This window comes from Neptuniibacter sp. QD37_11 (assembly GCF_047778105.1).
Lineage (GTDB): Bacteria > Pseudomonadota > Gammaproteobacteria > Pseudomonadales > Balneatricaceae > Neptuniibacter.
Genome location: NZ_CP180552.1, coordinates 3,131,578 through 3,150,318 on the forward strand (window position 1 = coordinate 3,131,578; position 18,741 = coordinate 3,150,318).

Annotated in this window: 17 protein-coding genes and 1 tRNA gene; 4 read left to right on the forward strand and 14 right to left on the reverse strand. The window is 45.8% G+C overall.

What is annotated here, in order from left to right; genetic code table 11:
* The first annotated feature begins 46 nt into the window (after positions 1–46).
* Positions 47–1,729: a hypothetical protein gene (locus ACMXYT_RS14680; RefSeq protein WP_415911616.1), complete on the forward strand. Its 1,683-nt coding sequence runs from the start codon at positions 47–49 to the stop codon at positions 1,727–1,729.
* Between the two features lie 27 nt (positions 1,730–1,756).
* Positions 1,757–2,098 carry a 5-carboxymethyl-2-hydroxymuconate Delta-isomerase gene (locus ACMXYT_RS14685; RefSeq protein WP_415911617.1) on the forward strand — a complete coding sequence of 114 codons (342 nt, stop codon included), beginning with the start codon at positions 1,757–1,759 and terminating at the stop codon, positions 2,096–2,098.
* An 80-nt stretch (positions 2,099–2,178) separates the two neighbouring features.
* Here ACMXYT_RS14685 and rnr read toward each other — a convergent pair whose 3' ends face one another.
* The 6 genes from rnr to queA form a co-directional block, all read right to left on the reverse strand.
* Positions 2,179–4,833 (reverse strand): ribonuclease R, encoded by a 2,655-nt coding sequence (rnr, locus tag ACMXYT_RS14690; protein ID WP_415911618.1) that lies wholly within the window; start codon positions 4,831–4,833, stop codon positions 2,179–2,181.
* 145 nt (positions 4,834–4,978) lie between these two features.
* The gene (gene secF, locus ACMXYT_RS14695; RefSeq protein WP_415904526.1) at positions 4,979–5,899 is read right to left on the reverse strand and encodes a protein translocase subunit SecF; all 921 of its coding nucleotides are present in this window, start codon (positions 5,897–5,899) and stop codon (positions 4,979–4,981) included.
* 10 nt (positions 5,900–5,909) lie between these two features.
* The gene (secD, locus tag ACMXYT_RS14700; RefSeq protein WP_415904527.1) at positions 5,910–7,763 is read right to left on the reverse strand and encodes a protein translocase subunit SecD; all 1,854 of its coding nucleotides are present in this window, start codon (positions 7,761–7,763) and stop codon (positions 5,910–5,912) included.
* Positions 7,764–7,828: 65 nt separating this feature from the next.
* Positions 7,829–8,161 (reverse strand): preprotein translocase subunit YajC, encoded by a 333-nt coding sequence (gene yajC, locus ACMXYT_RS14705; RefSeq protein WP_415882520.1) that lies wholly within the window; start codon positions 8,159–8,161, stop codon positions 7,829–7,831.
* Between the two features lie 56 nt (positions 8,162–8,217).
* Complete coding sequence (tgt, locus tag ACMXYT_RS14710; RefSeq protein ID WP_415885909.1) at positions 8,218–9,357, reverse strand: tRNA guanosine(34) transglycosylase Tgt; 1,140 nt, start codon at positions 9,355–9,357, stop codon at positions 8,218–8,220.
* Positions 9,358–9,388: 31 nt separating this feature from the next.
* The gene (gene queA, locus ACMXYT_RS14715; RefSeq protein WP_415904528.1) at positions 9,389–10,423 is read right to left on the reverse strand and encodes a tRNA preQ1(34) S-adenosylmethionine ribosyltransferase-isomerase QueA; all 1,035 of its coding nucleotides are present in this window, start codon (positions 10,421–10,423) and stop codon (positions 9,389–9,391) included.
* Between the two features lie 135 nt (positions 10,424–10,558).
* Between queA and ACMXYT_RS14720 the strand changes: the two genes are divergently transcribed.
* Positions 10,559–10,645 (forward strand) — tRNA-Leu (locus ACMXYT_RS14720).
* Positions 10,646–10,803: 158 nt separating this feature from the next.
* Here the strand turns inward: ACMXYT_RS14720 and ACMXYT_RS14725 are convergent.
* Positions 10,804–11,553: a tetratricopeptide repeat protein gene (locus ACMXYT_RS14725; protein ID WP_415911619.1), complete on the reverse strand. Its 750-nt coding sequence runs from the start codon at positions 11,551–11,553 to the stop codon at positions 10,804–10,806.
* 110 nt (positions 11,554–11,663) lie between these two features.
* Complete coding sequence (locus ACMXYT_RS14730; RefSeq protein WP_415911620.1) at positions 11,664–12,239, reverse strand: hypothetical protein; 576 nt, start codon at positions 12,237–12,239, stop codon at positions 11,664–11,666.
* 254 nt (positions 12,240–12,493) lie between these two features.
* Between ACMXYT_RS14730 and ACMXYT_RS14735 the strand changes: the two genes are divergently transcribed.
* Complete coding sequence (locus ACMXYT_RS14735) at positions 12,494–13,258, forward strand: NYN domain-containing protein (RefSeq protein ID WP_415911621.1); 765 nt, start codon at positions 12,494–12,496, stop codon at positions 13,256–13,258.
* 79 nt (positions 13,259–13,337) lie between these two features.
* Here the strand turns inward: ACMXYT_RS14735 and ACMXYT_RS14740 are convergent, their stop codons facing one another.
* From ACMXYT_RS14740 to ACMXYT_RS14765, 6 genes are all read right to left on the reverse strand, one after another.
* On the reverse strand, positions 13,338–14,246 hold the full coding sequence (locus ACMXYT_RS14740; protein WP_415911622.1) for a DMT family transporter: 909 nt from the start codon (positions 14,244–14,246) through the stop codon (positions 13,338–13,340).
* Positions 14,247–14,657: 411 nt separating this feature from the next.
* Complete coding sequence (nhaD, locus tag ACMXYT_RS14745) at positions 14,658–16,547, reverse strand: sodium:proton antiporter NhaD (RefSeq protein ID WP_415904530.1); 1,890 nt, start codon at positions 16,545–16,547, stop codon at positions 14,658–14,660.
* 437 nt (positions 16,548–16,984) lie between these two features.
* Entirely contained in the window at positions 16,985–17,182 is a 198-nt protein-coding gene (locus ACMXYT_RS14750; RefSeq protein ID WP_415904531.1) for a hypothetical protein, read from the reverse strand.
* Positions 17,183–17,365: 183 nt separating this feature from the next.
* Positions 17,366–17,632, reverse strand: coding sequence for a hypothetical protein (locus ACMXYT_RS14755; protein ID WP_415911623.1), 267 nt, complete (start codon positions 17,630–17,632; stop codon positions 17,366–17,368).
* Between the two features lie 12 nt (positions 17,633–17,644).
* Positions 17,645–17,791: a hypothetical protein gene (locus ACMXYT_RS14760; protein ID WP_415895223.1), complete on the reverse strand. Its 147-nt coding sequence runs from the start codon at positions 17,789–17,791 to the stop codon at positions 17,645–17,647.
* A 275-nt stretch (positions 17,792–18,066) separates the two neighbouring features.
* Positions 18,067–18,729: a cupin domain-containing protein gene (locus ACMXYT_RS14765; protein ID WP_415904533.1), complete on the reverse strand. Its 663-nt coding sequence runs from the start codon at positions 18,727–18,729 to the stop codon at positions 18,067–18,069.
* Between the last annotated feature and the right edge of the window lie 12 nt (positions 18,730–18,741).

Here is an 18,741-nt window from a genome sequence, read left to right on the forward strand (position 1 = left end):
CCTGTTATTATTTGCCCCTGCATCCGTTTTTGAGCTAACACTGACCGTGACTAACAACGCCAAATCAAAGCCTAATTTCAGAAGGAATCTGACGCTATCCTTAGGCATAGTGCTATTGGTGGGTTTTATCGTCAGCATTCTCTACATGCACTTAGCTACCAGCCGACAGGCGGTGCATGAGACACAAATCATCGGGCAGAACATCGCTAAACAGAGCGAACTCCTGATCCGACCACTGCTTCTCTCGGATGATCGCGTCAGCCTTAACTACTTACTCAGCGAATTAACCCAACTTGAGTATGTTGGCGGCCTGCATGTACAAGATGCCAATGGCTTCACCCTCGCCCGCGCAGGAAAGTCCAGCCAGCAAACTCTGCAACAACAGCTAATTCAACAAGAAAAGACCATCGGCACAGTAACGATCTGGTTGGACAGCGGCCCTGTCGAGCAATTACTCCGCAGCCAGCTCTGGCCTTTATTGATCATCGCTATCTTCACCGCGATTTTGCTGCTGACAACCAGTTGGTTCTTTACCCGATCAGATAAATTCATCTCTGAGAGCAGCGCAGATGAAGAAGAAAAGTTTGAGCCTTCGTTCTCCGATACGCTGGCTACTCAGACGCCTGCTGAAAGCACACCTCAAGAAATTACCGAAGACACTGTCACTATCGGCTCCGCAACAGCCGAAACAAGTGACTATGAAACCCAAGTACAGCGCTCAGCCGAAAGCACGCAAACATCTAGTGAAACAGCGCCCGTTATTAGGCCATCTTTAGAGACAGAAAACCTAGTTCAAGACATTACCGAAACTCGGCCTGAAACGGGGCCTAAAGCCTCGCCCGAAGCCATTTCCGAACCACAAGCACCAAACCAAAAGGCTTCTGATCTGCTACACACCCACGAATTGGTCGATCTTCTCAAACCGGCACCAAGTACTCAGCAGCAGATGCCTAAATTTGAGCATCAACCACAGCAGCTTGACGATTCTGAAACCGTCGCAAATACCGTCGAGACTCTCGTACTAGAAGAAGAACCGGTAGGCACGCAAGAAACGCATACTCCTATGCGCGAAAACCCTCTGCTGAAGAGCATGAATGAGCGCCATGAAGAGCAGCTGGACCTTTATAGCTTTGAACATGAACTCGAACTAATTCTTACGCCACAAGATGCCATCTATCTGCTCTATATCGATGCCAATACTGCCAGCAGCGATAATATGGAGCCTGACGAGAAAGCAACACTGCTGAATGTATACCATCACTTGGCGAAACAGGTCGCACGCATCTATAACGGTGCCTGCGAGCAATTGCCTAATAAAGACATTCTGCTGCGCTTTGAATTAAGGGACGAAAAGGATAGCCACGGTATTAACGCTCTGTGCGCCGGCCAGCTATTCAACCTGCTATACAAAGGCTTTAATCACTCTCGTATTCGTGGTTTCCAGCCGGTACTGAGTCTGCAGATGTCCCTCGCTCGCGGCCATCATAACAAACACGATCTGGTAAAAGAGGAAGCTCACTTCCTCACGCGCACGACTAGTAGCAATGATCTGATCAGCCATACCGCGCTAACTGAAGCCCCTTTACTGAAAGAGGCGATGCTGCAAGAAGCCGACATTAGGCGCGAAGATGAAGACAAAGTATTGCTGCTTAAAGTCACACCTAAGCATCAAACACTGCTACAGAAACAAGCGAATCACCTGTTAACCAAGATTTTTAAAAAGTCTTAATCAAGACGGCTTAAAAGGAGCTATCCCTTGCCCCACTTAATCATCGAATACTCCAAGCAGATTGAAGATAAGGTAGAAATTACGACTGTTATGGAGAAGGTTTTCCAAGGTGCTGTGGCTGCTAACCTCTTTGCTGAAACAGACATTAAAGTCCGCGCGCATGCTTACCAACAGCATATGAATGGTGCAGGGCTTAATGGCTTTATCCACGTTTCATCGCGGATTTTAAGCGGTCGTAATACCGAGCAGAAAACACAACTGACTCAAGCAGTGCTTAATGAGCTTAAAACACTCGGTTTGGAAGACCTTTCGATTACCGTCGAAGTACTGGATATAGATCGCGATAGCTACGCGAAACATATCGGTTAAGAATACCAATCCAATAAAAAAGGCGCTGCAGATAACTACAGCGCCTTTTTACAAAGACTCATATGTCTTACAAAAGCAGCCTATTTACGCTTTGGCTTTTTCACTTTTAAACCTTTCTGTTTGCCTTTCAACTTAGGCTTAGACGTAGCCTTACGCTTTTTAGACTTCTTACTCTTACCCCCGCTTGGGCCAGAAAATTCCATCAATTCGCGTTCTGCAGAAGATAATTCCTTACCGCGAGAAGGCTGAGCTTTAGCCGCCATACGTTTCTTCGGACCACCTTCACCGCTTGGCGCAGGCTTTTTACGCGATTTACGCAGAGCATCACGCTTAGAACCTTTCTTCGGCTTACTGCGTTCTTCATCCTTAGCAGGACGATGACCCCACTCGTGCTTATGACCTGGCAGCTTTTTATCGCCTTTAGAAGACGGACCGCCGATCTTGCCTTCAGCTAACAGCTGACGCGTGGTTTTCTTTTTCTTAACGGGCTGATGGTCGATTAGTTCAAAATCGATCTTACGTTCATCCAGATCCACACGCGCGACTTTAACGCGTAAACGATCGCCCAACTTGAACACTTTACGGGTGCGCTCACCCACTAAGCGCTGCTTAGCTTGGTCAAATACGTAGTAATCACCCGGCAAACCAGTGATATGCACGAGGCCTTCAACAAACAGCTCATCAAGCTCGACAAAGACACCAAAGCCAGTAACGGCAGCAATAACGCCTTCGTACTCATCACCCACATGCTCCTGCATGTATTCACACTTAAGCCACGCCACAACATCACGAGTCGCATCATCTGAGCGACGTTCTGTCATAGAACAATGCTCGCCCAATTGCAGCAGCTGCTCCATGCTGTAGTTGCATGCAAAATCTGCATTTTGAGCAAAATCATCAGGGCGCTTAATCGCTTTATCCTGACTTTCTGAGTGAATACGGGCACGAATTAAACGGTGCACCAATAGATCTGGGTAACGACGAATTGGCGAGGTAAAGTGCGTGTACGCAGGGTACGCCAAACCAAAGTGACCTTGGTTTTCAGGGCTGTAAACCGCTTGCTGCATGGAACGTAGCATCATGGTCTGAATCAGATGACGATCCGGACGCTCTTCGATGATCTCTGCCAGCTCTTGGTAATGAATCGGCTCAGGTGTATCGCCACCGCCAAGGTTAAGACCTAGCTCACCCAAATAAGCACGTAGGTTCTGCAGTTTCTGCTCTTTAGGGCCTTCGTGAACACGATAGATCGCTGGCACTTTCAGCTTGTTCAGGAAGCGCGCCGTCGCAACGTTCGCACACAACATGCACTCTTCGATTAGCTTATGCGCATCGTTACGATAAACCGGAACGATCTGGTCGATCTTACGATCTTCGCCAAAGATCATCCGTGTTTCAGTAGTATCGAAATCGATCGCACCACGGATTTCACGGGCTTTGCGCAGAGCAAAGTACAGACCATACAAATCTTCTAGATGAGGAACCACATCGGCATACTCCGCACGCAATGCTTTTGATTCTTCCTCTTCTGGCTGCATCAGCATCTTGCCAACCTTAGTGTAGGTTAGACGCGCATGAGAGCTGATTACCGCCTCATAGAACTGATAACCGGATAGATTGCCTGACTCACTGATCGTCATCTCACAGACCATCGCCAAGCGATCTACCTTAGGGTTTAACGAGCACAAGCCGTTTGATAGCAGCTCTGGCAGCATCGGTACAACAAACTCAGGGAAGTAAGTTGAGTTCGCACGCTGATAAGCTTCTTTGTCTAGTTCAGAATCAGGTCGCACATACCAAGATACATCCGCAATCGCGACCCACAAACGCCAGCCACCAGACTTTTTGCGCTCAGCATAAACAGCATCATCAAAGTCTTTAGCGTCTTCGCCATCAATAGTAACCAGTGGAAGATCACGCAGATCAACACGATTAGCCTTGGCACTCTCTTCAACTTCAGCAGTCAGCTCACCGATCTCTTGGCGAACCGCTTCTGGCCACTCGTGCGGGATCTCATAGTTATGGATCGCAACCGTGATCTCCATGCCCGGTGCCATATGGTCACCTAGCACTTCGGTCACTTTTGCTTGTGGCAATTGACGCTTGCTTGGCTGATTGATCAGCTCAGCAACAACCAACTGACCATCTTTGTACGTTAACGGTGTTTCAGCCTCAGGATCAGGAACAATCATGATCTCCTGGGTGATACGCTGATTTTCAGGACGAAGATAACCAAAACCATCCCGACCACTAAAACGCCCTACCAATTTACGGGTATTACGCTCCAGTACATCAACAATCTTACCTTCACGACGACCTTTAAAATCGACGTTGGTCTCTTGCACTAAAACTCGATCGCCATCGAATACTTGGCGCATTTGGCGAGGGCTTAGCTTGAGATCATCGCCACCCTCTTCTGGCTTAACAAAGCCATAACCATCTCGATGACCAATAACACGGCCTTTGATCAGCGACATCTTATCCATCAACGCAAATTCATTGCGGCGATTACTCATCAACTGACCATCACGACACATCGCCTTCAATCGGAAGAAGACCGCATCACGACTCTCTGGATCCCAGACACCTAAACCTTCGCACAGCTGTGCATGCCCAATCGGCGCGCCCCACTCCTGCATGTACTGCAGAATGTAATCGCGACTGGGTACCGGGTTGGAATACTTCTCCGCTTCCGCTGCGGCTTTAGGGTCATTTTTAGTCCAATCTTTACTCATAGAGCTCTCAAAAACGAAATGGCTAGGGCATTTATCTAACTAGCATAACACGCCGAAGGCTTTCTTTTAGAATAGCACCGCTTAAAGCGATGATTTACAGGCATTTTAAACGAAAAGAGCCGGCAAATGCCGGCTCTTGTCAAACTTAAGGGCGATCATCGACCTCGGTCTCTTTCTCCTCAGGAGGGAGAAGATCCTCTTTACAGATGTTCATCGCAATCAGGACGTTAGCCGCCACATAGATGGAGGAGTATGTACCAATAAATACACCCACCAACAATGCTGTCGCGAATCCGTGAATCATTTCACCACCGAAAATACTTAGCGCCAACAATACCAACAATGTGGTTAAAGAGGTCACCAAGGTACGGCCCAAGGTTTGCGTCAAAGAGATGTTCATTACCTCTAACGGCGTACCTTTACGCACTTTACGGAAGTTTTCACGAATACGGTCAGACACTACGATGGTATCGTTCAACGAGTAACCGATTACCGCCAATACTGCTGCCAGTACCGTTAGGTCAAAGTCCAACTTAAACAGGGCAAAGAAACCAAGCACGATCAATACGTCATGTGCCAAGGCCGCTACTGCACCTACAGAGAACTTAATCTGGAAACGGAACGCTACGTAAACCATGATCATGAACAATGCTAACAGCATGCCAAGACCACCTTGCTCACGTAGCTCTTCACCTACCTGCGCACCTACGAACTCGTTACGGCGCAAGTTAAGCTGTTGTGATTCGCCCGCCTGCAATGCAGAAAGAACTTTATCACCCAGCTGAGGGTCATGATCCTGACCTAAACGGATAAGAATATCGGTTGGCGAACCAAAGGTTTGCACTACAGCATCTTCAAAACCTACATCTTTTAACTGACCACGGATCTTGTTTAGATCGGCTGGCTGTTCGTAGCCAATCTCAACCAAACTACCGCCGGTAAAGTCCAAACCGAACTTCAAACCGTTAACAGCTAAAGCACCAATAGAGACTATCAGTAAGATCACAGAGCAAGCTGCAGCGATCTTACGGAAGCCCATGAAGTTATATATCTTTTGTGTAGACATCACAGCTTCCTCAGATTGATAGTTTGCTAACTTGGCGGCCGCCGTAAGTTAAGTTAACCAGTGCACGCGTTACAAGAATCGCCGTGAACATAGAGGTCAAAATACCTACAGATAGCGTGATCGCGAAGCCTTTAACTGGCCCCGTACCCATCGCAAACAGAATAACTGCCGCAAGAAGCGTTGTGATGTTGGCATCAAAGATGGTTGTAGTCGCGCCTTTGAAACCAGCGTTAATCGCTGATTGCGGTGGCAGACCATTTTTAAGCTCTTCTTTGATACGCGAGAAGATCAGTACGTTCGCATCCACGGCCATACCAACCGTCAATACGATACCGGCAATACCCGGAAGCGTTAGCGTTGCCGAAAGCATCGACATCACTGCAACCAATAGCATCAGGTTCAAGGTCAGAGCGATATTCGCCAGTAGACCAAACACGCGGTAGTACAGAATCATGAACAGCAATACTAAGGCTAGACCGATCTGAACCGACATCACACCGGTTTCGATGTTCTGCGCACCCAAGCTCGGACCTACTGTACGCTCCTCTACAAAGTAGATTGGCGCAGCTAGTGCACCGGCACGTAGCAATAGCGCTAGCTCAGAAGATTCGCCTGCTCCGTCCAAACCTGTGATTCGGAAAGAGTTACCCAATACCGCCTGAATTGTCGCAAGAGAGATAATGTTCTTCTCGGTGTAACGTACTTTTTCCGTTACCTGAACACCATCAACCGTCTTAGTCACAGTACGCTCTTTATCTTCAACAAACAGTACGGCCATGCGGCGCTGTACAGCGTTCTTAGTGGTACGAGCCATTAGCTCACCACCTTTAGAATCAAGCGAGATGTTTACCTGCGGCTGACCGTTTTCATCAAAAGAAGCTTGTGCGTTAGATACGTTATCACCTTTGATGATGACATCTTTCTCTAAGGTAGCTTTACGGCCTAACTCACTACGGAACTCGTAAACTTCAGTACGTGCAGAGCTCGCACCAGGTTTAGCTTCCAAACGGAATTCAAGCGTTGCTGTCTTACCGATAATTTTCTTCGCTGCCGCAGTATCTTGGATACCCGGTAGCTGAACTACGATACGGTTACGACCTTGACGCTGAACTAGCGGCTCAGCTACACCCAGTTCGTTTACACGGTTACGAAGTGTTGTCAGGTTCTGCTTGATCGCATAAGTTTCGATATCACGAACAGCTTGTTCAGTCAGATTTACTTCAACATAAAAATCACCATCGCGATCATCTGCAGTGACTAAGAACTCAGTATATTCCTGACGTAGAAGGTTAACCGCTGCATCACGAGACTCTAGCTTGGTAAATTTAATTGCCAAGGCACCGTTTTCACGGGTTTCTAGCTTACGGTAACGAAGCTTCTCTTCACGCAGACGACCTTTGATCTCAGACGCATAGTTTTCTAGCTTCTGAGTCACCGCTTTTGGCAGATCAACTTCAAGCAAGAAGTGAACACCACCACGTAGGTCAAGACCAAGCTTCATAGGGCCTGCGCCCATAGAAGAAAGCCACTCTGGCGTTGTAGGCGCCAAGTTAAGCGCTACGATGTAATCATCACCCACTACACGGGTAATAATATCTTTCGCTTTAAGCTGGGAATCGCCATCAGGGAAACGGATAAGGCCGGCTTTTCTCTCAAGCTCGGTTTCCTTAACAGATACACCTTCACGCTCCAGCGCAGCAGTAACTTTTTCGATTAGCGGCTGATCCACTTCAAATACATCACGTGTACCAGTTAGCTGAATCGCATAATCATCGGGATACAAGTTAGGTGCAGCGTATAAACCACCGAACACTAACACAAACAAAATAAGGAGATTTTTCCAGAGGGGGTATCGATTGAGCATAGCGCCCTATTCCCTGATAGAAACAGAAACGCCACTACTAGATGTAGTGGCGTCTGTGAATTAGCTTAGATGCTCTTAAGAGTGCCTTTTGGCAGAGCTGCTGATACGTGAGTTTTTTGGAAAGTCAGTTCAGTACCTTCGCTCACTTCTAGAACAATGTAGTCGTCGTTTAGGTTAACTACTTTACCCAGAATACCACCTGCAGTGATCACTTCATCACCTTTGCTAAGGCCACCTAGAAGCTCTTTGTGCTCTTTAGCGCGTTTAGCCTGTGGACGCCACATGAAGAAGTAGAAGATCAGACCAAAGCCAACCAAGAAGATCATGTTGAACATACCAGAATCCATTGGGGCACCGGCAGCACCTTCAGCATAAGCTGGGGAGATAAAGAAGCTCATTTAGCTACTCCTAAAAATAATGTAAAAATTCTTGTCGTTATAAAAGCACTAACAACTTATATGGAGTCAATTGCGGGCGTTTCAAGGCCACGCTTACGATAAAATTCGTCCACAAAGTCGCTCAATTTACCCTGTTCGATAGCTTGACGCAATCCAGCCATTAGCTGCTGATAATAATGCAGGTTATGAATGGTATTTAACTGCGCGCCTAAGATCTCTTTACACTTATCCAAGTGGTGCAAATATGCACGGCTAAAGTTCTGGCAAGTGTAGCAATCACAGTTCTCATCAAGCGGACGCGTATCGGTTTTATTTACCGCATTACGGATCTTAACCACACCCGTATCAGTAAATAGGAAGCCGTTTCGCGCGTTACGAGTAGGCATTACACAGTCGAACATATCAACACCACGGCGAACCGCTTCAACGATATCTTCTGGTTTACCTACGCCCATCAAGTAACGTGGTTTCTCGGCCGGCATTTTGTAAGCAAGATGATCCAGCACTTTCACCATCTCATCTTTAGGCTCACCTACTGATAGACCGCCAATGGCATAGCCATCAAAACCGATCTCTTCCAAACCTTTCATCGATTCATCACGTAGGTGCGGGTACATGCCGCCCTGAACGATACCAAACAGCGCGGCGGGGTTATCGCCGTGCGCATCTTTAGAACGCTTAGCCCAACGCATAGACAAGCGCATAGACTCAGCCGCTTCGGTTTCTGTTGCTGGGTAAGGTGTACATTCATCGAAGATCATTACGATGTCAGAACCCAACTCGCGCTGAACCTGCATCGACTCTTCTGGGCCCATAAATACTTTGCTGCCGTTTACAGGGGACTGGAAAGTCACACCCTCTTCGGTGATCTTACGCATTTTACCCAAGCTGAATACCTGGAAACCACCTGAGTCGGTTAGGATCGGGCCTTTCCACTGCATAAAGTCATGCAAATCACCGTGCTGCTTAACAATCTCGGTACCCGGGCGTAGCATCAGGTGGAAGGTATTACCCAAAATAATCTGTGCGCCTGTCGCTTCGATATCGCGCGGCGTCATACCTTTAACTGTGCCGTAAGTACCTACCGGCATAAAGGCTGGCGTTTCAACCGTACCACGTGGGAACTGCAAGCGACCGCGACGGGCTTTGCCATCTTCAGCCAGCTTATCAAACTGCATAAAACATTCTCTGCTCATTTAACTCTTACCTCTAATTTACGCAGTTAAATCACTGACCACTTTTACGTGTTAAATACATGGCATCGCCATAACTAAAGAAACGGTATTTCTGCTCAACCGCCTCTTTATAGGCCTTCATCATGTTGTCGTAGCCGGAGAACGCGCTCACAAGCATCAACAAGGTCGATTCTGGCAGGTGGAAATTGGTGATCATCGCATCCACAGATTTGAATTCGTAACCTGGGAAGATAAAGATATCGCTATCACCAAATAATGGTTCGATTTCACCATTACGGCTCGCGCTCTCCAAGCTGCGCACACTGGTTGTCCCTACCGCAATCACACGACCGCCTTCGGCACGAGTTTGCTTAACCAGCTCACAAACCTCTTCGCTCACTTCGATATACTCGGAGTGCATTACATGCTCATCGATATTATCGACTTTAACCGGCTGAAACGTACCCGCGCCTACGTGCAAAGTCACAAATGCACGTTTAACACCTTTTTCATCCAGCTTAGCCAGCAGGGCATCATCAAAATGCAGACCCGCTGTAGGTGCAGCTACCGCACCCGGCTTTTTGTTATAAACCGTTTGGTAACGCTCACGATCTTCTAACTGATCTTCACGTTTCATATACGGTGGTAGCGGCATATGACCATGCTGCTCAAGCGCCTGAACCAAACCGCCTTCAATCAAAAATTTAAGCTCAAAGAGGTTCTCGTGACGAGCAACCATCTCAGCTTCAATACCACCTTCAAGAATCAGCTTAGTACCCGGCTTAGGCGAACGACTGGAACGTACATGGGTTAAGGCACGCTTATCGTCTAAAACACGCTCAACCAACACCTCGACTTTACCGCCAGACTCTTTAGTACCAAATAAACGAGCTGGGATAACACGGGTGTCATTGAAGATCATCAGATCACCCGGCTGGATCAACTCAAGCACATCGGTAAACTGACCGTGATTGAGTTCACCAGAATCGCCATTCACAGACAACAAACGGCTAGCGCTACGCTGTTCTAGAGGAAAACTCGCAATGAGTTCCTCTGGAAGCTCAAAATGAAAATCTTTAACCTGCATTCAGGGAATTCTTCTATATCAACATCAAAGGGACTTAAGGGCGCGCATTGTACCGGAAAGGAGATTTTTTTTCAGGTTTTCAAAAGTATTGATTGACGCAAGCGTCCAGATTTCTATAATACGCCTCTCTTAAGTGCCAGCGTGATGAAATTGGTAGACATGAGGGATTCAAAATCCCTTGCCTTCACGGGCGTGCCGGTTCGAGTCCGGCCGCTGGTACCATCGAGTTCTTAAAGAAAAGGCCCGCTCATTGAGCGGGCCTTTTCTTTTTTTGGCTGAGTCAGAAAAAGGGCTTTGGCCCCATTAATTCTTAGCAATTAAGCTCTCGTAGATACCAATTTTTTCTGCTTCTAGCGCGACAAAATGACAACTATAAAAAACTATGCAACAAGCTCCTTAAATTCGCTAGTTACATGTACCGCAAACAAATCCTCATCCCGTCGCGCTTCCTTAATTAACTTCGGGTCCAATTGTAAAGCCCGCCGAAGATCACAAACAATCTCATCCAGTGCATATTCAAGCTGAGTTTTGTAACAAGCACGATTATAAAAATGAATTGCCCTTGGCTCATCACTTCCTAATTCTATTGCTCTATCTAAATATCTTAGTGCTTCCTCTATTTTATGATCTTTTCTAAGAATATAAGCTTTCCACGCTAGAGCAACTGGCTCTTCCCTCAGTTCCAATGCCTCATCTACCCACTTATTTGCGCCTGTAAAGTCTCCCATATCAACACTGGTAGAACACTTTAGGATTAGCATTTCACGCTTCGTTTCTTTATCAAGTTCCTGCATTTTTTTTCTTAGTTCTGCAGCAACTGTTGCATCAATTTCCCTCTCCACCTTTTGTAGCTTCAACTTCACTAAATTTTCAAATGACTCTGCATTCTGAAAATCCAACGGTGAATACAACTTTTCATGATGACGTGTGATCAGCACATATAAAACACACAAGGAAAACACCGGGTAAACAACATTAAAAATCAATAAAACTGATAGATGCCAACCGTCGAAGGTTTGTAGCGAAAAGGCTAAAGTAGATATGCCATACACACTAACTAGGAGCAATCCAATAATACCCAAAGGATTTTTTACAAAGTGCGCAGTACTTTTAAACAAATGGTTACTCATTATAAAGCTCTGTTATTGTGAACTCTGATATCTGATTACTATTACACAGCATCGAATAAAAGTAATAAAAGCAATAAAAGCAATAAAAGCAATAAAAGCAATAAAAGAGATCAGAGCCCTTTTATCTCTTTAGGTTCACTAGGAACAACCTGAAAATCTAACGGGGCTAATTCAAAACTAGCTAGATGATCTCCCTCTCCCTTTCCATCAAGCTCCTTTTGCAGCTTTTTATTAGACAGGTGCGTTAAAGCAGCCAATACATATACAAACACCTGAAAGCCTGCCGCATAAAAAAGAGCATATTCGATTGAAAGTTCTTTGAAAAAAATAAATACAAATGTCGTATAGAAAACGACTGATGAAGACCAAAGAGCCACTATGAATTCAAATAGCAATTCATCCTTATTCTTTTCTTCCGTGGAGCTGTAAGTTTTGGAAGGCTCTCCGTTCAACCTATCTTTCAAATTTACAGAGCGAACATGGATAGAAGCTACAAATAGGTTTAACCATACTATAGGCAAAGAAATACCCATCGACAAGATCACAAGCTTGAGCACATCTAAACTCTTAAAAAGCTCTGGATCAAAGTAAAAAATCGACAATACACCAGGCGCAATCCCCCCTGTAAAAACAAGTATGCTAATAAAAGCCTGCCTAGTAGTGATATTCTTAACTTCGTTAAACATCTGAATTCCTTTTCTAATCAGAGAGGTAATTCTGTATATCACAACCACGCAGCCTGACCAATCAATTAAAGGCAATTAAAGGGGCCTGAGTCCTTTTTCTAACCACTAGCAGCGAAGAGAATTAAAGGGGGCAGAGCCCTTTAATCTATGCAAAAGAGCTCTTTTATCCAAGTAATCCCTGTCTCCACTCGGTCGACTTGAACGCAGCCCTTTCTTTATGCGTAAATGACACTCCCAGATGAAAAGGACCTTCTATGAAAGACTTAGATAATACTAAAAAAATTGCCGTTTTAATTGATGCTGAAAATGCCCAGCACTCAGTACTTGGAGCTGTATTGAGTGAACTTTCAAAACACGGCCACATACTTGTTAAAAAGGCCTACGGTGATTGGAGTTCAAACTATCTAAGTAATTGGAAAGCCCCACTTAATGAGCTGGCGATATCCCCTGTTCAGCAATTCTCTTACACTTCAGGTAAAAACTCGTCAGATGCTGCCATGATAATTGATGCAATGGATCTGCTTTACTCGGATAAATTTGACGCTTTTGCGTTAGTAACCAGTGATAGTGACTTTACAAAACTTGCTGCTCGATTGAGAGAATCTGAAATATATGTATTTGGGGTTGGTGAAGCTAAGACTCCAATCGCATTCCGCAATGCATGCGATGATTTCATTCAGACTGAAGTTCTCCGAGATGTAGATCAATCTTCAGAAGAACAACAGAATATTTCAGAAAATTCTGCAACGGCTAAAACTAGGCAAGAATTGTGTTGTGATACGCGATTACTCAACCTACTACGAAATTCTATACGTGAATATGCTGATGACGACGGCTGGGCTCGACTATCCGTCTGTGGAGGTTTAATAAAACGTCAGCACCCTGATTTTGACCCTCGAACATATGGGTACTCCACTCTCACAAAACTCATCGAAGCGACTGAATTGTTTGATGTTGATAAAAAACCTTCCGGAAAAACGCATCTACATGTTGTTTATGTCAAAGACCTAAAGGGGTAAGCTTTAAAAACTCCTTTATTAAAAAAGCCTGCTTAGAGAGCAGGCCTTTTCTTTTCCTAATCACTAGCAGCAAAGCGTTCTAGCCACTAACCTCTAGCTCCTTCCGTACCTTCTTCCCCCGCCACCCAATAAACAACCCAGAAGATACGATCAACGCCGAACCAATCAACATGGACGTGGTGAACTCTTCACCAAAGAACAGCAGTCCCAGCGAGCAGCCAAACAGTAAGCGGGTATATCTAAACGGCGTCACCGCCGATACTTCGCCAGTACGCATTGCCTTCATTAAACAGGAATAGGCTATGACACCGGCTACCGTAGCTATCACAATCGACAACAGTTCGGACAGCGATGGCAAACGATAAACCTCGCCTGCCCAGCTTGAATAGAGAAGCCCAGAGATCAGGACTGAGAGAAAGCCATAAAAGCCGAGCCTTGCGGTACCTATAGTTGGTGGAGCCATGCGGCTTGCGAGATCCCTACCGGCAAAACCGATCATGCCTATTACTGCCAACAAAGAGAGCTGAGAGAAACCATCAGCGCCTGGCTGTACGATTAAGATAACACCCAATAACCCAATAAATATGGCTAACCACCTAACAGGACTGACTTTTTCCCCCAGAAACAGCACAGCGCCCGTCACAACTACAAGCGGAGTGGCTTGCAGTATCACAGTGGCAGTAGATAGCGGAATAAAGGCGATTGCGAGTACGTAAAATAGTCGCCCGATTACTTCAAAAACAATGCGAATACGCATAGGCAACGACAGAACATCTTTGATAAACAAAGGCTCACTGTTGAGTTTAAGCATGACAGCAAATAGGAACATGCCACCCAAACCAAACAGGACTAATACTTCCCCGACAGGCAGGGTTTGCGAGACATCCTTAACCAGCGCATCTTCAATCGCAAACGCAGCCATGGCAGCAATCATCCACAGGCTTCCGACTAGATTATCTTTACTGCTTGTACCCGTTGAGTGCGCCACGTGATCTCTTCGTTCCGATAGTTAGGTTGATTTAACGACCTACCATCCTACCTATCTCCTCTTAATCCCCAAGGCACAGCCAATAGAATATGCATAGTTACAGATCAGCAGAAAGCGGTAGAAAGCGGTAGAAAGCGGTAGAAAGCGGTAGAAAGCGGTAGAAAGCGGTAGAAAGCGGTAGAAAGCGGTAGAAAGCGGTAGAAAGCGGTAGAAAGCGGTAGAAAGCGGTAGAAAGCGGTAGAAAGCGGTAGAAAGCGGTAGAAAGCGGTAGAAAGCGGTAGAAAGCGGGATGGTGCCTTCTTTTTAATGAAAGAGGAAGAAGCCAAACAAAAAAGGCCTGCTCATTGAGCAGGCCTTTCTTTTTCTAGCCACTAGCAGCGAAGCGATCTAGCTACTAGTCACTGAGTGCAATCAAACACCGTTAATCAGTAAGTGTACGCCGATACTTGCCACATAACCGAGGGCAATCGCTGGCGTCCATTTAAGGTGAGATGCGAAGGTATATACGCCACGCGCTGTACCTAGTAGTGCAACACCTGCAGCAGAACCAATTGCAAGCATACTACCGCCCACACCCGCTGTTAGGGTTACAAGCTGCCACTGGCCTAGCGACATCGCAGGGTCCATGGTTAATACCGCAAACATCACCGGAATGTTATCTACAATCGCAGAGAGCACACCTACCAAACCATTCGCCCATGTTGGGCCAAGGTCGTTGTACATAAGCTCAGAAACGATCGCCATGTAACCAAACTGGCTCAAGCCAGCTACACACAAGATTACGCCGTAGAAGAACAGTAAAGTATCCCATTCGGCACGTGATACACGCTCCATCACGTCGAATTCTTTAACTTCTTCACGTTTCTCAGTCATATCTTCAAACAGCTCTACAGCACCCACTGTTTCACCGTTTTCATCAACAACCGGTGCAGCACTGAACATTAGGTATGCGCCGGAGTTACCGATATTGTCGAAGTAGTTAGCGGCATCGTAAGACTTACCGCCCATTGGGTTATCACGATACTTGTTTTGATAATGCTGACGTACGCCTGCACCTGATTCGTCTTCTAGGACAGCATCAGCCAAGGTTGGACGCTGCTCTTTATAGAAGCCTTTCCAGTGGTTTTTCGTGCCGATCATCTCTTCAGCTTTGATACCCGTTAGCTCTTCTAGTGCAGTATTCCAATGGGTAACGTTTTTCTCTTTATCGATCATAAACGCTGGATATGGCTGATCATTTAGATGCTCGCCAATATCCTTACCGTATGCCTGTAGAACGCTCAATGGGTTCTGATGTGCATCACTACGACCACCAAAGATTGAGTCAGCCATTACCGTGCGACCTTCAACCCTCTTCAGGTAGAACGAGTACAGACCTAGGTAACCTAGACCAAACATCATGCCAGCCGCAGGTGGTAGGTGTAGGAAGCTGTGGAAGCTTACTGCAGTTACGATAGTCGCTAGGAATAGCACCATCATCACTTTAGCACCACGTTTCATGAAGGACTTTTCCTGAGACGCTTCTGGGATCTCATTAGGAATCGCGAAGTTCATGATAATGGCAGGCACAAACCAGTTAACTAGCGATGGGATAAACAGCGGTAGGAACTCTAGAAACTCTACTTTGCCCTTCTGCCAAACCATCAGTGTTGTGATATCGCCGAATGGGGAGAATGCACCACCCGCGTTTGCCGCAACGACTACGTTGATACATGCAATCGATACAAAACGGATATTCGAACCACCTACAGCCATTACAACCGCACCCATCAGAAGTGCTGTAGTTAGGTTGTCGGCGATTGGAGAGATTACAAAGGAAAGTCCACCTGTAACCCAGAAAACCTTACGCAAAGAGTAACCACGGGATACTAGGTAAGCACGCAGCGCTTGGAATACGTTACGATCTTCCAGTGCATTAATGTAGGTCATCGCTACTAGTAAGAACAGGAATAGCTCTGCGTATTCGATAATCGCATGTTTAATCGCATGGTGTGCCTGCTCTGTGGCACCAATTTCCTTAAATGCTAGCGCTACTAGAATCCAGATCAGACCCGCAGCCACCAGAACCGGCTTACTTTTAAGCAGATGAATATTATTTTCCAACGGAACCAGTGAGTAAGCCAAAATAAAGATGGCGATACTTAGATAGCCATAGAAAGAAGCGCTCAGTTCCGGAACGTTAGCGGTCGCTCCGCCTGTTTCTGCAAAAGCAGTAAGAGGAAGCAGTAAGAGACCAACAACAGCCAACACAAAGCGTAAGCTTGCGCTGTTGATCTGTGGAAAAAACATCGACAGGTTCATGGTCAGAATCCGATTTTAAAATTGTTGTGTCTGGATCAGGTTACGGGTTTCAAAATACCCGCCGAAATCACATAAGAATTGACAATTCTTATGCAATTTCTGCCTAGCAACTTGCAGGGCTTGACCCATCGTCACGAGAAAGAGCGTCAAAAAATGACCAAATTCGAGTAGACCAACGTTAAGTCCAACCAGCTACTAGCATGGCGTGTATTCATGCCTATGCTAAAAATGCTGCAATGCACACATTTTTGAGCGGGGCTAGGGTAACGCTTTAAGACAAAAGTAAATACTGGTCTTTAGAGCAATAAAGCACCACCTTTTGAGTAAAGGAGTCCGGTAAAAAGACAAGGGGTCTGAGGTACTTGTAGGAAATTTACTCACTGCTGCGCTTTTTTACGTGGCATAGCGCCAAAAAGGGACACAAAAGCTAAGGACACTCAGTGAGTTTGAAATATGCCATCTTCTATTAACTGGCGAGTAAGATCTTCTTCTACTGCTTTATCCAGCCCTAAATGAGAAATGCCTCCCATCGCTCGTATTTCTTCAATACTAACTTCAATAACCTGAACCTCTTCATTAGCTTCGTCTCGAAGGCTGTCTAGGTCGTCCGAAAGGTTTTTAGTTTTATTGGTCATTGCGAGACTCTCATCCTTGTGCTTAAAAATACAATGTATCAGAAACAGTTTTAGTATTTTGGTTAAAAAAACGATAAGTTATCTTTTTTGATGCAGTAAAAACTGGCTTAGATACAAGGCTTTTGTATAAGGACCACAAGGAGGAGATCTGTTTTATCGACCTTTTTAATAGGAAGAAAGAGACTACTGCGAGACTTGTGCGCCACAATAGAGCTTGCGAACTTTATTCAGAAACCTGACACGCTGAGTATTGTTCGAGAACTCGGTCGCGACCACTTCGCCATTCACGACGCGGATAAGTGAAAAACAATCCTTCAGCTCTAAATGCTTTTTGCCTTGGCCCGCCGCATAGACACCACGAAGAAAGAAACCACTACTCGATTGCTGACCTTCAGTCACAATCTTGTCGTACACAGCTTTAAAAATTGAGGGATTAATCACAGAACCCATAAGCCTCTCCTTCTATCTTTCTTCAGCGTGTTTTAAAAAGTCGTAGATATCTTTGTGCTGCTTCGCCAACCAATCACTATTGGATGAGCTACTGTTGGACAGCTTTTCCGCAAGGTGCAGAAGTGTTTTGTACGATTCACGATCTTTGATTGAGTGCATAACTTCCTCTCCTCCAGTAAGAAAAGACTTAGCTGTTTATGCTCTTTGTGACTACAGCAGTGTTGCTGATTCTATTGGTGCTTAAGGTGGGAGAAGTTCTACCTGCCTGAGAGCGAGCAGGTAGAACTGTTCAGCAATGTTAATGGTGAGGTCGTCCATTGCCTATCACTTATGAGCGGGATCTAGATTATCAATAATGATAATGATTCGCAATAGCGTTTTATATTTTTTAGCAATAAATTTTTGTTCGACAGAAATACTTGTTGGCAGTGTTGTTACAGGTGTCCCGTTTTCACATAGATTAATGCGCCATCGTCCTTGGTATAAGGATGATGCTCACTCAAATGAGGACTACGCAACCAAGAACCTTTTGGGTAGATACCATGCTCATCGTAGAACGTGCCTTCAAGTACCAGTATCTCTTCGCCGCCAAAATGACGATGGGGATTAAACTGCGTATTCGGCGCCCACTTCACCAAGGCGACATGCTCGCCCTCAAATTCATGCAACGGCATAACGGTTAAACCATCGACCAAGCCTTGGAGCCAAGGCTCCTTAGTAGTATCAATCGCCTTTTGTTCTTTATCGGTTTCGTTAAACTGCTGCAGCTTTACAAAGATGATCGCACCCTCTTTGCCGACCCTCGGGGTGTGAGAGGTACCAATAGGGTTACGAACATAACTCCCTTGGGGATAATCTTGGTGTTCGTCAGAAAACACACCCTCAAGCACGAAGAACTCTTCCCCACCGCTGTGAATATGCGGTGAGAACTCACTAAAAGGTGCATAGCGGACAATCGAGGTCGCCCGTGCCGATTCATCACCAATACGGTCCAGCATCATGCGCTCTACACCCGCCATGGGTGAATCAACCCAATGGTAATCTTCGGGACGAATAATTACGCGTTGTTCAAAATCTGCATTGATTCGTGTGACCATCTGACTTACTAC